This window comes from Microcystis aeruginosa NIES-2549, from assembly GCF_000981785.2.
GTDB lineage: Bacteria > Cyanobacteriota > Cyanobacteriia > Cyanobacteriales > Microcystaceae > Microcystis > Microcystis aeruginosa_C.
The window spans coordinates 2,745,442-2,763,490 of record NZ_CP011304.1 but is presented as its reverse complement, the minus strand read 5'-3'; the positions used below and the strand labels follow the sequence as shown (position 1 = coordinate 2,763,490).

Here is an 18,049-nt window from a genome sequence, read left to right as displayed (position 1 = left end):
AATTTATGACCGATAATCTCACCATCGCTCAATAGTCAGTGGTCGATTATCACCGCATGATTGCCGGGGTAATTTTAATCGATCGGCGTGTAGAATTACCGAAGGTTAATATTCTCGAAATGAGTCCATAATTCCCTTTACACAGAGATAGTGGCAAGGAGTTGTCCAACTTTATCCGTCAGCGTTTCGAGGGGAAAGCACAGATAAGAGAAGCTGTCTAATTACCCTATAAAACTCGGAACCTGAACCCGACATTTACCGATATTGCCATCTCTCTTGATGCCCTTTGGTCAGGGAATATTTTTTAACGTTTGGAGCCAAAATAACCATGACATTCGACCCCAGAACGATTAGCAAGCCCGTGTTCAATGCCTTACAAGAATTGTACTTAAATACTGGTGATGATAGTCGCCGCAAAGAACAAAAAAAACAAGCTCTTGAACTTTATACCTATCTTTCTACTTGGGGAATGATGCGCCTAAAAGCCGAGGAAACTGCCCTAAATCAAGAAGGAAAAAAAGAGGTAGTTGCCAAGTATTTTCAATGCCTAGAAGAGTTATCTCAAAGAAATCATCTTTCTAATTCTCAAGGATTAACTACTCTTAAAGATTTATCTACCGATGATTATCTGGGTCTAACGGGTTTAGGCTTGGAAATCGCCCAAGAATTTAGCTTCTGGGCTAACGCCATCTATTCCGATGTGGAAAGTGGCGACTAGCTCAGGTAAATTGTCACCACAGTTTTTATCATTCATTGAACCAGAAAGGAAATTATAATCATTATGTCCCATAGCCCCTTACCACGCCCTAATCGCCCCCAAAAACCCATCCTAAAAAATCCGGCTATACAGCAGCAAAATAACCACCAACCCCCCAAAAAGCCTCCCAGTGGTGGCGGCGGCAATAATAATCCTCCTCAACCCTCACCCTGGTTAAACGCCGAAAAGGAACCTCAACCTGACCAATCAGCCAGTTTTGTCGAATATCTCCGTTGGATGCGTGCTGCTGACCATGATTACAAAGACGCTACCAAAGTCCAAATTCTGCAAACAGCCCAAGAAAATGCTAACTATACTCAGCGTCTTGACCAACTCAATCAACGTACCCAACTGTTAGCGAAAGACGGAATCACTTTTCAAGTCAAATCCACTTGGCGTATTCGTGTCAGTGGTCATCGTGGACCGGAAAGTATTCTTTTACCTGCTTTTGATGCCCTCGGAATGCCCTATATTCCATCTAGTACCTTGCGCGGTGTTGCCAGAAACCAAGCCATCCGAGAAATCATGGCGGAAAATAATCTGGAATGGAAAGAAGCTGTGGAAAAAACCACTCTCTATTTTGGTGATATAAACGCCAAAGAGAAAAAAAATAAAACGGGTAAAGTTATCTTTTTTGATGCCTATCCTTTACCGACTAAAAATGGTGGATTAGAAGTGGACATGGCTAATAATATTTGGTCATGGAAAGATGACTCTACGCAATATTCTCCTAACCCTAATCCTTTTTTGTCTCTCAAAGAACCAACTTTTTTAATTGGTTTACGTCTAGCTAGTAACTGTGGTGATGAAAAGATACTGGAACAGGTAAAACAATGGCTTAAAAAAGGTTTACAGCTTGGCATAGGTTCACAAGTAAATAGTGGTTACGGTCAATTAAAGCAAATTGATGATACGAGTCATCCTGATAATAATAAAAATAGCCATGATTCGGGGTTTTATCGCTTGGATTTCGAGCTAGAAGGTCAATTAATTCATGGTTATCAACGATTCACCCAATGGCAATGGAATGAGCGACGCAATGAATGGCAAATGCGGAGCGCACCCGTCGCAGAAGTTCGTCCGACAGCCTTTAAATCGATGCTGCGATACTGGTTTCGTGTTTTGGCATCTGGAGTTTTACCTATTAACGAAGTTCAAAACATTGAAACTGAATTATTTGGCGGTATTAATCCTAAAAAATACGGTTATCTACAAGTGAATATTCTTGATGGTAAAGTTAGCCAAAAAGAACCTCGAACCAATGCTCAGGGTAAAAATGATCCCTGTGGTGAACAACAGGGAACTTTAGTTTTATCTTTATCTTCTGAAACCCCAAAAGATAAAGAAGAAGCTGTCAAAAAATTAGCTAAACATTTGACTTGGTTTTTAGCTGATATGGGTGGTATTGGTCAAGGTGCAAGACGACCTAGTTATTCTCGCAAAAGTCGTGAACACGCCCCCTGGTTTCGTGGTTCGACATTGTATATTGACAGTGAAGAAGATTTTTGGGCAATTCCCAATGATCTGCAGGGTTTTAAACAACAATTTCAGCAAAGATTGCGAGATTTTTATGGTATTTTGGATAACATTAGTGAAACCAATATCAATACTAATAATCTCAGAACAGTAGATCAAGTTTCACAAAATCAATGGATTGATGCAGCCGATAGTAACTGTCAAATTTTTGTCTGTGCAGGAAATGAACAAAGAGGTAAACCCCATGCTTTAGCGATTCTTCACAGTGATACTTTGAAAATTACCAGTAAAAATGGTCAAAGAGAATATGATGGTAATCTCTGTGGTAAAGTCAGTGGTGGAGCTAAACCTTCTCCTGTGTGGATTGCTGATTTAGGAGATTACCAAATAGTTACTGTATTCGGAGCGACGGCAGCTCCTCGTAAAAATTTCGTCAGTGAATTGAAAGCTAAAACTATTTCTCAAAATTTCGCTCAAATCTTCCCTTTATAATCCTAGGCTGTGGGAAGTGGGAAGTGGGTTTTTAAAGTTCGCTTGGGAGTTAACCAGACTATTAAAAACGGATTTGCTATTATTCAGACAGTCCTATTTAAAAATCAAACTCGTCTAACCCCGATTCTGGGGGAGAAAAGCGACTGCGAGGAGATTTTTTCGACTTTCGCAAAAAAGCGGGAATAACTGCGGCGATAAAAAATCCCATTGCCAAAGAAAAAGCCAATAAAATGCCGATGGGTAGTTTAATTGACTCAAATTGTAGAAACTTTAAAGAAACTGGTTGGATATTTTGGATGGCAAAAACTGCCATAGTCATAATCCAACCACCGACAATAGCACTAGCTAAAAAATTAGTGATTGTATTCATGCTTGTCCTCGCCAGGTTTGTAGGAGATTTTTTAATCTTTTGTAGGCTAATTTGGGAGTTAGACCCCTATTAACTTAACCTCCGTGGGGCGGAAATTACCGTTAATTGACTAAAACGTTACAATTGTCGATCGATCTCAAATAAATCTCGATCGCGATCATATAATTGTAGTCTGATCGCCCTAAGCTAGAGCTAGTAAATATAAATAGCACCCTGTTGATTGATGTTAAAGGTGGTATAACCGGGGGTACTCCCCGGAACTTTGGTGACAGTAATCGTGACTAAATTATCATCATTGACCTCTACGGCATAGATTAAACTAGAAGAATAGCGATCCGCGGCGGCATTAGCTCGATTAATCAGAATATATGCTGGAATTACCAAACCTCTTAGAGTTGTCTCCGTACCAGGAGATAATAATTGGGGAGAGGAATCAATATTGGCCGATAGGTCATAATTGAGGTCAATATCGGTTTGATTGATAATTTTAATCTCCACAGGACGACTGATATTCACCCTCGCAACCGGCTGCCAAGGACCTGGTTGAAAGGTGGTAGCGGGGGGATTTTGAGCGGGTAAAGAGGGGGGAAAAGCTAATCCCAGACTTAACACTAGGGAAAAAGTCAAAAAGCGATCGCATTTCATAGATGAATCCTGGTCTAGGGTTTTTATCCTATTTTAGAGAGGTATCTCCAGTGTTTTATACTTTAAGTAGAAGCTTTTGAAATTGTCTATAGCGGTTAGTCATCAGCTATAGGGGGGAATATCCTAAGCTTCCCTGATTCTGCTCTATAAACAAGGCTAAATACAGTTATTTTTCCCTAGAAGTTTTCCTAGTAACCCCTATCAACGGTTTAATTTAGGTTGAGATTGATTATATGCCTACCATCGACATATCGGGAGTATCCCACAGTTACGAGTTATTTTCGCCCCGAGCGGATAAACCGGTTTTAGTCTTTATACACGGTTGGCTGCTGAGTCGTCACTACTGGCAGCCTTTGGTAGATATTCTCTCCCCAGATTATCCCTGTCTAGTTTACGATCTCCGGGGCTTTGGCGACTCCCAAAAAATCACCTCTAACAGTCCTCCTAGTAGTTATAATCTTGAATCCTACTCCCAAGACGTTATCACCCTTCTTAACCGCTTAAACCTCGATGCTGCTTGGTTAGTCGGTCATTCCCTCGGTGGCAGTGTGGCTTTGTGGGCCGCGGATATCTGTCCTGAACGCATTAAAGGGGTAATCTGTATGAATGCCGGCGGCGGCATCTATCTAAAGGAGGAATTTGAGCGATTTCGGGAAGCTGGAAGACAGATTTTACAGAGAAGACCGCCTTGGTTGCCTAGTGTTCCCTTGATTGATGTTTTATTCTCGCGGATGATGGTCAAGCAAACCCTAAGTAAAAAATGGGGCAAACAGCGAGTGATTGATTTTGTCCGGGCCGATTACCAAGCAGCCCTAGGATCACTTTTGGAAACCACCACTATCAGCGAAGTTCATCTTTTACCCCAGATTGTCTCCCGTCTCCCGCAACCGGTCTATTTTCTGGCGGGGAAAGAGGATACGATTATGGAAGTTAAGTACGTTAACCATCTGGCCAGTTTTCATCCCTTGTTTGAAACTGGCGGCAACGTGATTGAGTTATCCGGTTGTGGTCATTTTGCCATGCTCGAACAAACAGCAGCGGTGGCCGAAAAGATGATGGCTATTTTAAGTAGGTAGGCGTTAAAAGTTGTCAGACACCCCCCTTATCAAGGGGGGCAGGGGGGATCCCCCCGCCTATCGGCACCCCCCTGATCAAGGGGGGCAGGGGGGATTAAAGGCAAAATCCATTTTTAATTTAATTATAACCAGCTACTTAAATCAGCATCGGTGTTAGGTGTTGGGGTTTTAGGGTTTTGGGTGAAATTCCCCCATTTCCCCATTCCATCCACAGATACTGTTAGGAAGTGAAAATTTATGTCACAATGACTCTATAAGGGCGATTTTTTAGTGATCGCCGAGGCCGTCTATTAATCGAATCGATGTCTTTAAAGAACGTAGCCCCAAACCGGAAACCTGACTTTTCTTTCCCATTTTTGCCACTACTAGCGGAATTTTTCTCCCTTTTGTGTTATCCGCGGGAATTTTTGAGCTATTGCTGAGATTGGCATTTTTTCACTTCCCGTTAGTTAAATCCAACAAAAGAAGCTGTTTAGGAGCAATTTATGTTACACCGCAAGATTTATCAATTCTGTATGGATGGTCAGGAAGTCTGCATTTTCTTGCGCGATCAGCAAAGATGGATTGATAATGCTCGTATTGTCGATCTAGAAAGCGATCTCGTCACCATTCGCTACGAAACAGAAGAAGAAGACGAAATTAGTTCTTGGGAAGAAATGGTGCGTTTAGAAAGTATCGGTGCGGTGAGCAGAAAACTGGCATCGGTGTCGCGGACGAATCCTGATATTAATGTCTCGGAAGATTGTCCAGAAGCAGAACAACTTTATCCCCATTCTCCCGATAGCTTAGATTAATTTTGTCGATTTAACTGACAGTGGCTAGAAGTCCCGCGGTTTGAACAGTGGCCAAGGGACTTTTAGGGAATGGAAGGGAAGAGAGCCGGAAAGAATCACCACTTGTTCTAAAATTATCGTCAAAGCCGCCGGATTTTCTCTATTATAAGCTGGAGGAGCAAAATGAATTCTAGTCCCTACTTCCATGCCAAGGATATCTATCAAAAATTTGTGGCAGTAGTAATAGTTTTAATTAGTTGTTGGTTAGTAACTTTTCCGGCCTTTGCCGGATCCGCCCCTCTAGAAGTTAAAATTAGTCTAGGCTCCGGGCAAGGAGAATTAAAATTCTTTCCTAGTCAATTAGACTTTATTGCTGGGCAAAAATACAAATTAATCCTCGATAATCCCAGTCCCACTAAACATTATTTTACCGCTAAAGACTTCGCTGATGCTAGTTGGACGCAGAAAGTTGAAGCGGGAAAAGTGGAGATTAAAGGGGCAATTCACGAACTAGAATTAAAACCTAATGCACAGGCAGAATGGGTCATAGTTCCTCTCAAAACTGGTAAGTATAAATTAATCTGTACTATTCCGGGTCATGCCGAAGCGGGAATGGTGGGAGAAATCGCCATTAATAACCCATGAATTTAAGAAAAATTGTCTCCTTTGCTTTCCTATTATTTATTCCCCTATCGGTGGTCGCTAGTCGTCTTAATTGGGGAGATCAAGCTATTTTTATCACTGCCGCTTTATCGATCATTCCCCTGTCAATTTGGTTAAGTACGGCTGTCGAAAGGGTTGCCGTAGTCACCGGGCCAACTTTGGGAGGATTAGTTAATGCTATCTTCGGTAATACTACCACTTTAGTTATTGCCTTAATTGCCTTAAAAAAAGGCTTGGTGGACATCGTACAAGCCAGTATTACCGGTAGTATTCTCAGCGATTTATTATTATTTATGGGCATGGGAATGCTCACGGGAGGAATTCGCTACAAAGAGCAAGAATTTAAACCGATTTTAGCGCGGGTAAATGGTTCTTCCATGACTTTAGCAGTAATAGCGATCGCTTTACCAACTTTGGTAATATATACTTCTAACGTGGTGGAAGTTGCCGATATTCTCAGTCTTTCCCTAGTCACCGCTACGGTTTTATTAATAGTTTACGGGTTAACTTTATTATTTTCCCTCAAAACCCATAGCTATCTCTACGAAGTGGGATTAAGTAACGAAAATACCCCCGACAATCAGGTTAGTGAGGAAGAAAAAGCTCAAGTGTGGATTTGGTTACTTGTGCTGCTTACTTCCACCGTAGCTGTAGCCTATGAGTCAGATTTATTTGTTAATGTAGTGGAATCGGTTATGGAAGGATTTAATCTCACTCCTCTCTTTATCGGGGTGATTTTTATTCCTTTAATTAGCGATGTTTCTGGAATAGTTACCGTCACTCAATTAGCCCTAAAAAATCAGATGGATTTAACGGTTTCCGTGGCGATGGGGGATAGTTTATTGGTGGCTTTATTCGTGGCTCCTTTATTAGTTTTTATCGGTCAATTTTGGCAGCAACCGATGGATTTAAACTTTAATCCCTTTAACGTGGTGGCTTTAATTGTAGCGGTGGTTGTCACTAATTTAATCAGCTTTACTGGTCGTTCCAATTGGTTAGATGGAACCCTATTACTAGCCACCTATTTAATTTTGTCCGTGGCTTTTTATTACCATCCCACCTAGCAAAAAAAAGAGATTTCGCTATTTTCTGAGATTTCTGTCTTAAAATGGATCGATATCACCTTACCGCCGCAGGATTGCTGATGATGAAAAGAGGGTTTTGGTTTGTCGTCGGGTTAGTAGTAACGATAATTCTGCTTCCTTCCCTAGTTCTTTCTAATTCCATCGGTGAACAGGGAATTTATGCCGATCGCCTGCGGGGGGAACCCTATAATTTATTAGGGCGAAAAATTGCCATTGGTCAAGTGGAAATCGGCCGACCGGCTCAGTTCGGTTATGATAAAGTGGCAGCTTGGCAGCCTCCCTATAAATTAGCTGGTGTTTTTTTTCGCGATCAAATTGCCAAACCCAACACCTATCTCGATAATCACGCCGCTATGGTGGCAACGGTGATGGTCAGTGATGATAAAAAAATCCCCGGAGTGGCCCCAAAAGCGAGATTATATTCGGGGGCGGTGGGTTCTTTGCGACGCGGCGGACAACCGGAAGAATGTCTTACCAGTCAAAATATTGCCCGACAAAATAGCGGTGATGTGCGAGCAATTAACTTTAGTTTTGGGGAATCTTTGCAAAGAGATCAGCGACAGGAACCAAAATTAGATGGTCAAGCTTTATTAACTCAATGTGTTGATTGGTCATCGCGAGTTGATGATGTTCTTTATGTAATTGCCGGTAATCAAGGTAAGGGAGGAATTCCCATTCCCACCGATCATTTTAACGGCATTACTACCGCCTATACAGCCAAAAGAGAAGGAAAATTTACTAAAGTTGATTTTGCTAATATTAGTGCTTTACCGGTGGGTATTGGTCGCAGTTTAATTAAACGGGAAATTAATGATGGTTTGCGGCGGTCAATTAATTTAGTTGCCCCCGGCAATAAAATAGAGCTTTATGACCTCAAAGGTAAATTAAATACTGTTAGTGGCACCAGTTTCGCCGCTCCTCATATTACGGCATCCGTGGCGCTTTTACAAGAATACGGCGATCAACAAATTAATCAAAAAAATCCCCATTGGAGTCTCGATTCTCGTCATCATCAAGTGATGAAGGCAGTAATGCTTAATGCTGCCGATAAAATTAAAGATACGGGGGATGGGTTACGGTTAGGTATGAGACGGACAGTCTTAACTAAAGACCAAAAAACTTGGTTAGAGTCTGATGCTTATAAGAACCCGAAAATTCCTTTAGATATGCAGATGGGGACGGGACATCTTAACACTTTTCGCGCCTACCAACAGTTTAGTAATGGTCAATGGTCCGCCACAGAATCTATTCCTGCCATTGGTTGGGATTACGCTACAGTTACCGCTAATAGTTATCAAGATTATGCCCTAGAGAAGCCCTTAAAAGCTAATAGTTTTGTTTCGATAACTTTAGCTTGGGATCGTTTGGTAGAACTAATCGATACTAATCGCAATAATCTCTATGATATCGATGAAAGTTTCCAGGATCGCGGCTTGAATAATTTAGATGTTTATCTGTTACCTGCTCAAGAGGATAATAATGTTAAATACACCTGTGCTTCCCTGAGTGATAGTGATAGTTTAGAGCATATTTTTTGTCCTGTCCCCATCTCTGGAAAGTATAAAATTCGGGTTCAATATCGTCAACAAGTTAACGAGAAAGAACAAGCTTTTGCTCTCGCTTGGTGGACGGTTCCCGAATAATAAAAATGATAGTAAATCCTGTTTAAAAAGTATAGGAGAGTGAGAAGATGGGAGCGAGTTTGTCAAGTTCGATTGGCAGTTAATCGTACTATCTCTGAGAGACACCTCGTTTTCTTTTCGGGATAACATCGTCAGAGATTCCCCAATAGTTTGATGCCTGAGACATATTATACAGCAATAAGTCTTCGGGCATTTTTTCTAAAATAACTCGGTTGAGATTAGCGGTATTGATATTCATTGCTCCCATCACAGAGGAGCCAAGTTCTTTCGATAATAGCGGAATAACTGCGTTACCAATCTCACGAAAACCATGCCATATTGTGCGGTGAAACTGAAACCAATCGGGGAATGTATGTAATCTGGCGGCTTCTCGTACAGTAATACAACGAGGAATAGAATAGTGAATGGGTCTAGGAGCAGTATAGGCCCCTTTATCACTATTAGTTCCGGCCCGGAGAGTGTTACATAAACCAGTGGGAGAAAGCTTGAAAAAGCGACTTTTTGGTTCCACTGTACCCGGTTCGGTTAAGATAAATCTATCAATTGATCTTTGGGTATGAACTGAGCCTATATGTCCATAGATTTTTGTATCTACTGTTCTTTGATGGCAAAGTTTAAAAATATCCCTTGGCTGCACTGAATATTTTTTCCTCTTACCACTATAATCTAATTTTGATGCGGGTATGCCTAAATCAGTATCGATAAAGGCCGGTATTAATTCTAAATCTGAAATCGCATCATAGACGCTGGTAAAAGCTGATTTTTTGGCCCAGTTCAAATCGACGGTCTTTGCCAGGGGATATTTAGCCATCGTCACGTCTTTTCGACTACCAATTAAGATTAATCTTCTGCGCTTTTGTGGTGCGCCGTATTCACTGGCATCAAGGATTTTAATTGGCTGATTGATTGCATAGCCAATAGCTTCAAATTCAGAGATTAACTCCTCTAAAAATTGTTTATGTTTACCCGTCGCCATGCCGGGGACATTTTCAAAGATAAAATACTTTGGTTTAATTTCCCCTACAATCCGCAGATATTCAAATACAAGAGAATTTCTAGGATCATCTATTTGTCGTTTACCAATCAGTGAAAAACCTTGGCAGGGGGGACCACCGGCAATTAAACTAACATCGGTGGCATAGCCTTTTAGTTTTAATAATTCCCATATTTCTCTACTTGTTACTTTGGCTATATCCCGGCAAATAGTTTGACAATAGGGAAAGTTAAAATGATGAACCAAGGAATGGACTGCATCAAACTCCACCGCTACAGCAATATCAAATCCCGCCGCTTCTAGACCAAGGGACATCCCACCGCAGCCGGCAAATAAATCGATCGCAATTGGTCTATGTTTCACTTTGATGATTAGCTCTCTATTGTCTGCCTTTTATTATACTGTATTTCTGATATAATTAACAATTTAAGTTTTATTAAGAGTGGAATTACTTGAGCAAATTAGTAATCAATTGATCGACTTTCTCTAATTCTTGAATAATTTGTTTAACTCTTTCTAATTCGTCGGCAGGGTTAGGCGGTTTTTTCGTTTTTATTGCCGAAGAATGAGCGATTTCACCGCGTTCTTCTCCAAAAGTATTCATATTGGCTAACCAAACTTTATCTAAGTCATCACTATCGATGCCGATTGGTAAGAGTAATTTTAATAGGTTAGTTTCCTTAATCCCATGATTTTGATCGATAACTGATTTAAAACATCTAATCACTATGTCAATTTTTTTAGTTATTTTTAGTTTATCTTCAGGCAGATTTTTCTTACCTTTAAGAGGAGTAAGGGTGTCGGGAGGAGCTTCCATTTCTTGACCAGAAAAAGCGATTACACATAACAAAACTCCACTAGCTTTACCTTGATTATCCCAGATATTTTTTGCTGTCTGTACTGTATCCCAAACTCGATCTTCAAGATAAGATTCAATCTCAGCATGAGCAAAAACTCGATAGGCAAAAGTTAAAGCTAATTGTCTTTCAGAATATTCATTTATCTCGCTAAATTTACGAGGTAGGAATTGTTTTTTTAGTCGATTCAATTCTTTGGTTAGTTGTCTAAATCTTAGAGATTTCGGCATAGTAAAAAAACTAACTATCTTAACCCCTTAAAAATAATACGATTGTCTTCCATCTGAGGAATATTGAAGTTAATATCTAATACTTTTGATAAAGCTTGACCCCATAAATTAAAACGATTGTAAGTTGCTCTAATACTTTTAGTAGTTTTTTCTACTGAGTTCCTAAATTCATTGTCAGGGTTAGATAATAATTCTTTAAAAGCATTTTCTATCTGTTCTTTGTTTTTCTCGGCAGCTGCTCTAATTAGATCATCGCAAAAGTAAAAAACCATCACATCTAAAATTGCTCGATTGAACTGACTTCGATACTTTCCTTCTTTATATAACCAGAGACGAGAAAAGTTTTTCTCTCCAAAAATATTAATTGTTGTTTGGACAGCTTTTTCAAATTGATCAACAACATTGATAATTTCATCTGAGCGTTTTTCCCATTCTTGATTGAAATTTTGACAGGTTTTATCTAGAAGTATCTTAACATCACCGCGATAATCGGATAAATAATAATGAAAAGCTACATAACGCAATAGTGTATCAGTGTCGCGCATCCGGAAATCGGGATAGGAAGATTTAAATATTTTCTTTAATGCTTGACTTTCGATCGCTCGATCATCTAAAAAATTAATAAAACCCCCTGGGTGTAATGCTTGTCTTAATTCTTGAGAAGACAAAGGGGTATTTTCCACATTGAGACGCAGAAAAATTTTATGGAGGAAACTCTCCGTTTTCCAATTACGGATAACAATCGTGCGGATAGTTTGATTATCCAGTTGGTCTAAGAAATCATTTAAATTGAAGTCATTTTTTAGATCTTGATATTGGCAGCCATTGAGATTATCTAGAAATTCTAAATCTTTTAAAGTAAAACTATTATTAGGTGTGTCACTGTCACCATAAAACTGTAAAATTGTTAGTAGGCGTTGTTTGCCATCAAGAACGATAAATTTACCTTTTTCCTTATTATTAGCAGCTAAGACAATCAGTGGGACTGGAAACCCTAGAATTAGGGATTCAATAAATCGACTTTTACGAGTAATATTCCAAGCATCTCGTCTTTGAAAGCGCGGATTGAGTTGAATATTTTCTCGAGTTAATTGATCGCGGATCGTTGCGGTAGTCCAATCACTTCCAGCAACAACAGTCTCGGAGATTTCTTTGAGTTGTAGCTTTTTTTGGTTTGCTGATTCTCCTTCAATATCTTCTTCTTCTTCCGCAAAATCCACCTCTTCTCTTTCTTCCAACATCTCTAACTGTGCCATGGTAGTAATTAATCTCCTCAATTGTCTATTCTGCAAAAATCCCGCCCCAATATTTGGACGGGAATAACAATCAATCAATAATTCAATACTACTCCCATTCTATAGTTCCGGGTGGCTTAGAAGTAATATCATAAACCACGCGGTTAACTCCCTTAACTTCATTGACAATGCGATTAGAAATTGTCTCCAATAAATCATAGGGAACCCGCGACCAATCGGCAGTCATTCCGTCTTCACTGCTGACTAAACGTAGGACAATAGGATAAGCGTAGGTGCGTTGATCTCCCATCACTCCCACACTGCGGACAGGCAATAAAACCGCGAAAGCTTGCCAGAAATCGTGATACATTCCCTGCTTATTAATCTCATCGCGCACCACCCAATCTGCATCGCGCAAAATATTTAATTTATCTGCGGTGACTTCCCCTAAAATGCGAATCGCTAAACCAGGGCCGGGGAAAGGTTGACGACGAACAATTTCTTCCGGAAGACCGATCGATCGACCTAATTTTCTCACCTCATCCTTGAATAATTTTCGCAGGGGTTCGACCAATTTAAACCGGAGATTTTTCGGCAGTCCACCAACGTTATGATGACTTTTAATTTTAACCGCGACTCTTTCCCCGGTTTTGGGATCGACATTACTATCGGCCGATTCAATCACATCGGGATATAAAGTTCCTTGGGCCAGATAATCAAAGGGTCCCAAACGATTCGATTCTTCTTCAAACACCTGAATAAATTCATGGCCGATACGACGGCGCTTTTCTTCGGGATCGGTGACACCGGCCACTTGCGCTAAAAATCGCTCTCTAGCGTTGACATACTCGACTCTAATATGGAATTGCTCGTTAAATATCTGCATTAATCGTTCTGGTTCACCCTTACGCATGAATCCCTGATCGATAAACATACAGGTTAGTTGATCACCGATCGCTCGATGCAACAAGAATGCTAAGGTAGAGGAGTCCACACCGCCAGATAAAGCCAATAAAACTCGCTTATCGCCCACTTTTGCCCTAATTTCTCGGATCGATTCCTCGACAAAAGCTTCCGTGGTCCAAGTGGGTTCGCATTTGCAGATATGATAGACGAAATTGCGAATTAAGGCGATTCCTCCCACAGAATGGACAACTTCCGGGTGAAACTGCACTCCAAAGAGTTTTTTCTGGTGATCGGCAATGGCCGCACAATCGGTATTATCGGTATGAGCGAGAATTTGAAAACCTGGGGGCAATTCCACGCAGGAATCCCCGTGACTCATCCAAGCGGTGGAACCGTTGTCGACATTGGTTAATAAATCGGTAGGATCGTTGATAAATAGGGATGCTTTGCCGTATTCGGCCCGTTTTGCCCGTTCTACCCTGCCCCCTAACTGCTGTACCATCAATTGCATCCCGTAGCAAACTCCGAGGATGGGTACACCTAAATTCCAAATTTCGGGATCACAGTGGGGCGCCCCCGGATCATAGACGGAATTGGGACCGCCCGAAAGAATTATTCCTTTCGGGTTGATTTGGGCCAATTGTTCGGCACTGGTACGATAGGAGAGAACTTCGGAGTAAACGTTCGTTTCCCTGATTCTGCGGGCGATTAATTCAGAATACTGGGAGCCAAAGTCAAGAATGATGATTATTTGACGATTAAGGCTATTAGTGAAGGACTCTGAGGGCAAAGTCTCTTGAGGGGTAGGAAGGGGGGTTTGAGTTGTCACTGCGATCAAAAAAAGAAACTGGCAGGAAAAGGTTAAAGATTTGTAACCTAAATCGGCTATTGTTCTGAAAATAAGCTATAATAGTCTAGCCTTATTAGTTTCATTTTTTAAAACTAAATATTCCCACGATCATAGCACGGTCACTGGGGAGTAACTTATAGATTTTGCAAAAATTTAAGGCCATTTTCGCTTTTGCTGATCAAAGAACGAGAGCGATCAAATAAAATACAACCGACCCCAAGATGACCGTTACTGTGGTTATAAACGTATTCTTGGCAACGGCGATCAATAGTATTAGCCATTTCTCCATAGATGCGTTCCACCCAATTATCGCCCGTTTGCTGGTCTAATTGACGCAGATATTCCAGACCGTTTTCGCTGGTGCTACTGTCAAAAATTTGCCGGAGATGGGGGGTAGCTAAACCCATTTTAGCGGCGTAGGCGGTGAGAATTTCCCGACGACCATCGGCCAGATGATGGTGAGTCTGAAAGATTCCCCCGGCAAGTTTAATTAATTTACCGTGATAACCAAACAAAAGAATTTCAGAGATTCCCTGTAATTGTGCCTCTAATAACATCGGCCCGATCCAATTGGCTGTTTTTACCAAAATATCAGGATTAATGCCCATTTGAGTGGCTAAATCTAAGCCATTTTCCCCGATACAAAACACCAAGCGATCGAAACGACGGGATAAAATTTTTAATTGCTCGCGAAAGATTTCCAACTGTCCGGGAGCGCTCAGGGGTTGGGAAATGCCAGTGGTACCCAACAAAGATAATCCCTCTACCACCCCAAAAGCGGCGTTAGAAGTCCTTGTGGCCAGTTTTTTGCCTTCCGGCAGGATAATCGTCACTTTGATGCTTTCTTGGGGCAGTAACAGGGGTCTGAGGTTTTCTTGCAGCAGACGCTGGGCATAACTATAAATAGCTGATTTTCCACCATTATCAATCTGTAGGCCGATTCCTTCGCCGCCTTGAATCTCTATCTCTTGATTACCCGTCTTTATTTCTACTAACGCCCATATAGGGGTATTTCTAGTTAAATCTAAATTGTCCCCCGGATCGCTGCGGGTGATGGCTAGGGCAGCATCGGGGTTGAGTCGGGCAACTTGTTCGATGGCAATTGTAACGGCTTCTGGCGGTTCTAAAAGATTAAAAGTAACGGAATTTAGCTCATTTTCGCCGTGGAGATGCTGGAGAGATGCGATCGCACTGGCACAGGCAAAAACTGGTAAAGTGTAACCGGAACGGGGTGGGGAGATAGACATGAATAGGATCGATAGCCAATCAAATTAGCCGTGATCTCATTATATAACTAAGGGGCAACCTCTGCTATTTTTGATGATTGTTTGACATCCTCACCCTGGGTGCAGAGGATGTCAAACGCTATTGGCAATTGGCCAATTTTGTGATACACTTGCCTATAAGAATTTTAAGGGATACTAGCAATTAGAATAGTTACAAACTCGACTTATTTGGTCGATTGTTGCTTAACAATTGAGATGGCAAATTCTACAATGAGACTAATTTATGATATGATGAAAGAATGTATGATAATGTTTGTCGAATCTTAGCGTCACTTTTTTCAAGGGATATAGCCACTTGGTTAATCGGAGAACCGATTACATTAACCGAGTTGGAACCGACTGAGTTACTGCTAGATCCAATTAGAGTAGATAGTTTGATTTTTTTACAATCAGAAGACTTAATTCTTCACATCGAATTTCAGACAGATCCGAAAGAAGATATTCCTTTTAGAATGGCTGATTATCGTCTGAGGATTTATCGTCGGTTTCCTCGAAAAAGAGTTTATCAAGTGGTTATTTATCTGAGAAAAAATCAATCTGCTGCTGTCAAAATTAATACCTTTGAGTTATTAGAACTACAACATCGTTATAATGTAGTTAGACTCTGGGAAGTTCCCAGTGAAACTTTTCTAGATGTATCAGGTTTACTTCCGTTTGCGGTGTTGTCTCAAACTGATAATCCAGAAAAAGTATTACAACAAGTAGCTCGTCAAATTGAAAAAATTTCTGATAACATAGAGAGAAATAACATTGCTGCCTCAACTGGTATTATTGCAGGGTTAGTTTTAAATCAATCTATCATTAAAAGATTACTCAAGGAGGAAATTATGAAGGAATCGGTTATTTATCAAGAAATTCTCGCTAAAGGAATCACAGAAGGTGAGATTTTAGGCTTTAAAAAAGGCGAAGCCAATCTAATTCTTAAACAAATTAATCGCCGAGTTGGTAATATTTCAACTGATTGGGTCAACAAAATTCAAGAATTATCTTTAGAACAATTAGAAGATTTAGGAGAAGCTTTATTAGATTTTACCTCTCAATCTGATTTAATTAACTGGTTTAATTATCTTGAAGAAAATAAAAAAAATATTAGATAGTTACACCCTGCAATCTAATAAATAATACTTGTCATTGATGAAAATTTTCTTTCCTGATCATAGCATTTTACCCGTACACAACCAATAACGCTATATTTGAGGAATTAAATCAAAGCGATCGCCTATAGCATTGTATAATAAAGTTGTCTTGAAATAATTAAGAGAAATTTACATAACTACTGATATAAATTAACGGAAGTTCTAGTAAATCTCGCTGATAAATGCTAGTAATAAAGAAACGTGCAGCCTTTTTTCGATGCTGATTTAGTCGTTGAATTTGAGACTGTACGGGGGTAAAATAACGATGATAAACATAACTGTCTTTTTCTTGCCAATTAAGGTATTGATAATGAGGATCATAAGCTAGTTTTTTAGCTTCTTCCGTGAGATTAATCGGACAGAGATCCACTTTATTTAAACAGATTAATAAGTGAGAAACTTGAGAGCATTCTTTGAGCAAAAAGTCAACCCATTTTTCAAATCTTTTGATCCATTGTTGACGAGTAATAAAATGATCTAGATTGTCTTTTTCAGGATTAATAATCTCTCGATAAGGTTCTAAAATAACTAAAACCGCATCTGCTGTCTGAATTTTATTTAATGTTTCTTGCCACATCTCATCATGAACATCTTGCCAAGATTTTCGCCAAATTTCTCCTAATGTATCAATTATATCTAAGTCAATTGTTTGAAGACCAGCTGTTAAATAAGCCTTAAACTCCATATATGTTTCAGAAAACCCGCATTTTCCTCCGTTTCTTGTTCCGGCTATTGTAATTCCTCTATCGTCAAGTATAAAAGATTTCATGAATTTATAATCGGGTTCTACAACTTTGATATAATGACCATCAGGATTAAGAATTTCTAGACAAAGATGTGTTTTTCCTGCAATGCAATCGCCGATACAAATAATTTGATTCACTTGTTTAACCTCCATGTTGTCAACTAATTGTAATTCTTTTCATTGGCAATAATTTGATGATTGAATTAATAAAGATTGATAGAATCTGTCTTTTCCCTCCTGTGTATAAGATTCGATTCGTTCAATTCTGTCTAAAATATCACCTAAATAAATTAAGTCATCATTCATAAAGGAATCACCTCTTTCATGATTCTTTCCCGAAAACAATCTCGTAAACTGTTAATAGTAGCCACATCAACCTTACAGCCTAAATAATCTTCTAAGTCTTGAATTAAACCAATTCTATCTAATAAGTTGCGCCCTTGTTCCATTTCTACTAAAAAGTCAATATCACTGTCATTACCGTCTTCTCCTCTGGCAACTGATCCAAATATTAGAATATTAAATGCTCCATGTTTTCGAGCAATTTTTATAATATTCTCTCGTTTTTCTTGAAGAAGTTGATAGCGTTTCATTTTCATAATTTCCCGAATATTTTTTTAAGCAAGATGAGTTTTTCCTATTTTTAGAGAAAAATGGACTCTTTCTTACTAATCTATAAATTCTTTGCTCGATGACCTTTACCAGGAATTACTGTCTTGTCTTATATGACTCCCAAAAATCAAAAATCAGTGTAAGCAAAAGCACATTACCCCATCATAAAACTAGGGGGTTTTAAACCCGAATTTTCGATAACCTGAGATGCCCACGAT

Annotated in this window: 17 protein-coding genes; 8 read left to right on the top strand and 9 right to left on the bottom strand. The window is 39.8% G+C overall.

The annotated features are described in order from the left end of the window. Window positions 1–328 precede the first annotated feature (328 nt). Both myaer_RS13625 and cmr6 read left to right on the top strand, forming a co-directional pair. The gene (locus tag myaer_RS13625; RefSeq protein WP_046662489.1) at window positions 329–718 is read left to right on the top strand and encodes a hypothetical protein; all 390 of its coding nucleotides are present in this window, start codon (window positions 329–331) and stop codon (window positions 716–718) included. 63 nt (window positions 719–781) lie between these two features. Continuing rightward, on the top strand, window positions 782–2,725 hold the full coding sequence (gene cmr6 / locus myaer_RS13620; RefSeq protein ID WP_046662488.1) for a type III-B CRISPR module RAMP protein Cmr6: 1,944 nt from the start codon (window positions 782–784) through the stop codon (window positions 2,723–2,725). 97 nt (window positions 2,726–2,822) lie between these two features. Here cmr6 and myaer_RS13615 read toward each other — a convergent pair whose 3' ends face one another. Together myaer_RS13615 and myaer_RS13610 are read right to left on the bottom strand one after the other, a co-directional pair. After that, window positions 2,823–3,095 carry a lipopolysaccharide assembly protein LapA domain-containing protein gene (locus myaer_RS13615; RefSeq protein ID WP_046662487.1) on the bottom strand — a complete coding sequence of 91 codons (273 nt, stop codon included), beginning with the start codon at window positions 3,093–3,095 and terminating at the stop codon, window positions 2,823–2,825. A gap of 192 nt (window positions 3,096–3,287) precedes the next feature. Next, window positions 3,288–3,740 (bottom strand): hypothetical protein, encoded by a 453-nt coding sequence (locus tag myaer_RS13610; protein ID WP_046662486.1) that lies wholly within the window; start codon window positions 3,738–3,740, stop codon window positions 3,288–3,290. A 233-nt stretch (window positions 3,741–3,973) separates the two neighbouring features. Between myaer_RS13610 and myaer_RS13605 the strand changes: the two genes are divergently transcribed. The 5 genes from myaer_RS13605 (at window position 3,974) to myaer_RS13585 (ending at window position 8,980) form a co-directional block, all read left to right on the top strand. Continuing rightward, window positions 3,974–4,816, top strand: coding sequence for an alpha/beta fold hydrolase (locus myaer_RS13605; protein WP_046662485.1), 843 nt, complete (start codon window positions 3,974–3,976; stop codon window positions 4,814–4,816). A gap of 485 nt (window positions 4,817–5,301) precedes the next feature. Next, window positions 5,302–5,610, top strand: coding sequence for a DUF6679 family protein (locus tag myaer_RS13600; protein ID WP_002757875.1), 309 nt, complete (start codon window positions 5,302–5,304; stop codon window positions 5,608–5,610). A gap of 162 nt (window positions 5,611–5,772) precedes the next feature. Then, the gene (locus tag myaer_RS13595) at window positions 5,773–6,234 is read left to right on the top strand and encodes a cupredoxin domain-containing protein (RefSeq protein ID WP_046662484.1); all 462 of its coding nucleotides are present in this window, start codon (window positions 5,773–5,775) and stop codon (window positions 6,232–6,234) included. Then, window positions 6,231–7,316, top strand: coding sequence for a calcium/proton exchanger (cax, locus tag myaer_RS13590; protein WP_046662483.1), 1,086 nt, complete (start codon window positions 6,231–6,233; stop codon window positions 7,314–7,316). Before myaer_RS13595 ends, cax begins: the two co-directional genes overlap by 4 nt. 44 nt (window positions 7,317–7,360) lie before the next feature. Next, the gene (locus tag myaer_RS13585; RefSeq protein ID WP_046662482.1) at window positions 7,361–8,980 is read left to right on the top strand and encodes a S8 family serine peptidase; all 1,620 of its coding nucleotides are present in this window, start codon (window positions 7,361–7,363) and stop codon (window positions 8,978–8,980) included. 88 nt (window positions 8,981–9,068) lie between these two features. Here the strand turns inward: myaer_RS13585 and myaer_RS13580 are convergent, their stop codons facing one another. The 5 genes from myaer_RS13580 to cbiD form a co-directional block, all read right to left on the bottom strand. Continuing rightward, window positions 9,069–10,337 carry a DNA cytosine methyltransferase gene (locus tag myaer_RS13580; protein ID WP_046662481.1) on the bottom strand — a complete coding sequence of 423 codons (1,269 nt, stop codon included), beginning with the start codon at window positions 10,335–10,337 and terminating at the stop codon, window positions 9,069–9,071. An 85-nt stretch (window positions 10,338–10,422) separates the two neighbouring features. Then, the gene (locus myaer_RS13575) at window positions 10,423–11,061 is read right to left on the bottom strand and encodes a HEPN domain-containing protein (RefSeq protein ID WP_046662480.1); all 639 of its coding nucleotides are present in this window, start codon (window positions 11,059–11,061) and stop codon (window positions 10,423–10,425) included. A gap of 14 nt (window positions 11,062–11,075) precedes the next feature. Then, entirely contained in the window at window positions 11,076–12,317 is a 1,242-nt protein-coding gene (locus tag myaer_RS13570) for a DUF262 domain-containing protein (RefSeq protein ID WP_046662479.1), read from the bottom strand. An 88-nt stretch (window positions 12,318–12,405) separates the two neighbouring features. Continuing rightward, a complete protein-coding gene (guaA, locus tag myaer_RS13565) occupies window positions 12,406–14,031 on the bottom strand; it encodes a glutamine-hydrolyzing GMP synthase (RefSeq protein ID WP_046663774.1) in 1,626 nt (541 codons plus the stop codon). A 155-nt stretch (window positions 14,032–14,186) separates the two neighbouring features. Then, window positions 14,187–15,299 carry a cobalt-precorrin-5B (C(1))-methyltransferase CbiD gene (gene cbiD / locus myaer_RS13560; protein ID WP_046662478.1) on the bottom strand — a complete coding sequence of 371 codons (1,113 nt, stop codon included), beginning with the start codon at window positions 15,297–15,299 and terminating at the stop codon, window positions 14,187–14,189. A gap of 278 nt (window positions 15,300–15,577) precedes the next feature. Here cbiD and myaer_RS13555 point away from each other — a divergent pair, with 278 nt between their 5' ends. Further along, window positions 15,578–16,435, top strand: a complete 858-nt coding sequence (locus myaer_RS13555; protein WP_046662477.1) for an Rpn family recombination-promoting nuclease/putative transposase — start codon at window positions 15,578–15,580, stop codon at window positions 16,433–16,435. Window positions 16,436–16,592: 157 nt separating this feature from the next. On the opposite strand, the gene myaer_RS13550 is transcribed toward myaer_RS13555, so the two are convergent. After that, window positions 16,593–17,357 (bottom strand): hypothetical protein, encoded by a 765-nt coding sequence (locus tag myaer_RS13550; protein WP_149039033.1) that lies wholly within the window; start codon window positions 17,355–17,357, stop codon window positions 16,593–16,595. A gap of 164 nt (window positions 17,358–17,521) precedes the next feature. Beyond that, complete coding sequence (locus myaer_RS13545; protein ID WP_043996335.1) at window positions 17,522–17,812, bottom strand: nucleotidyltransferase family protein; 291 nt, start codon at window positions 17,810–17,812, stop codon at window positions 17,522–17,524. Window positions 17,813–18,049 lie beyond the last annotated feature (237 nt).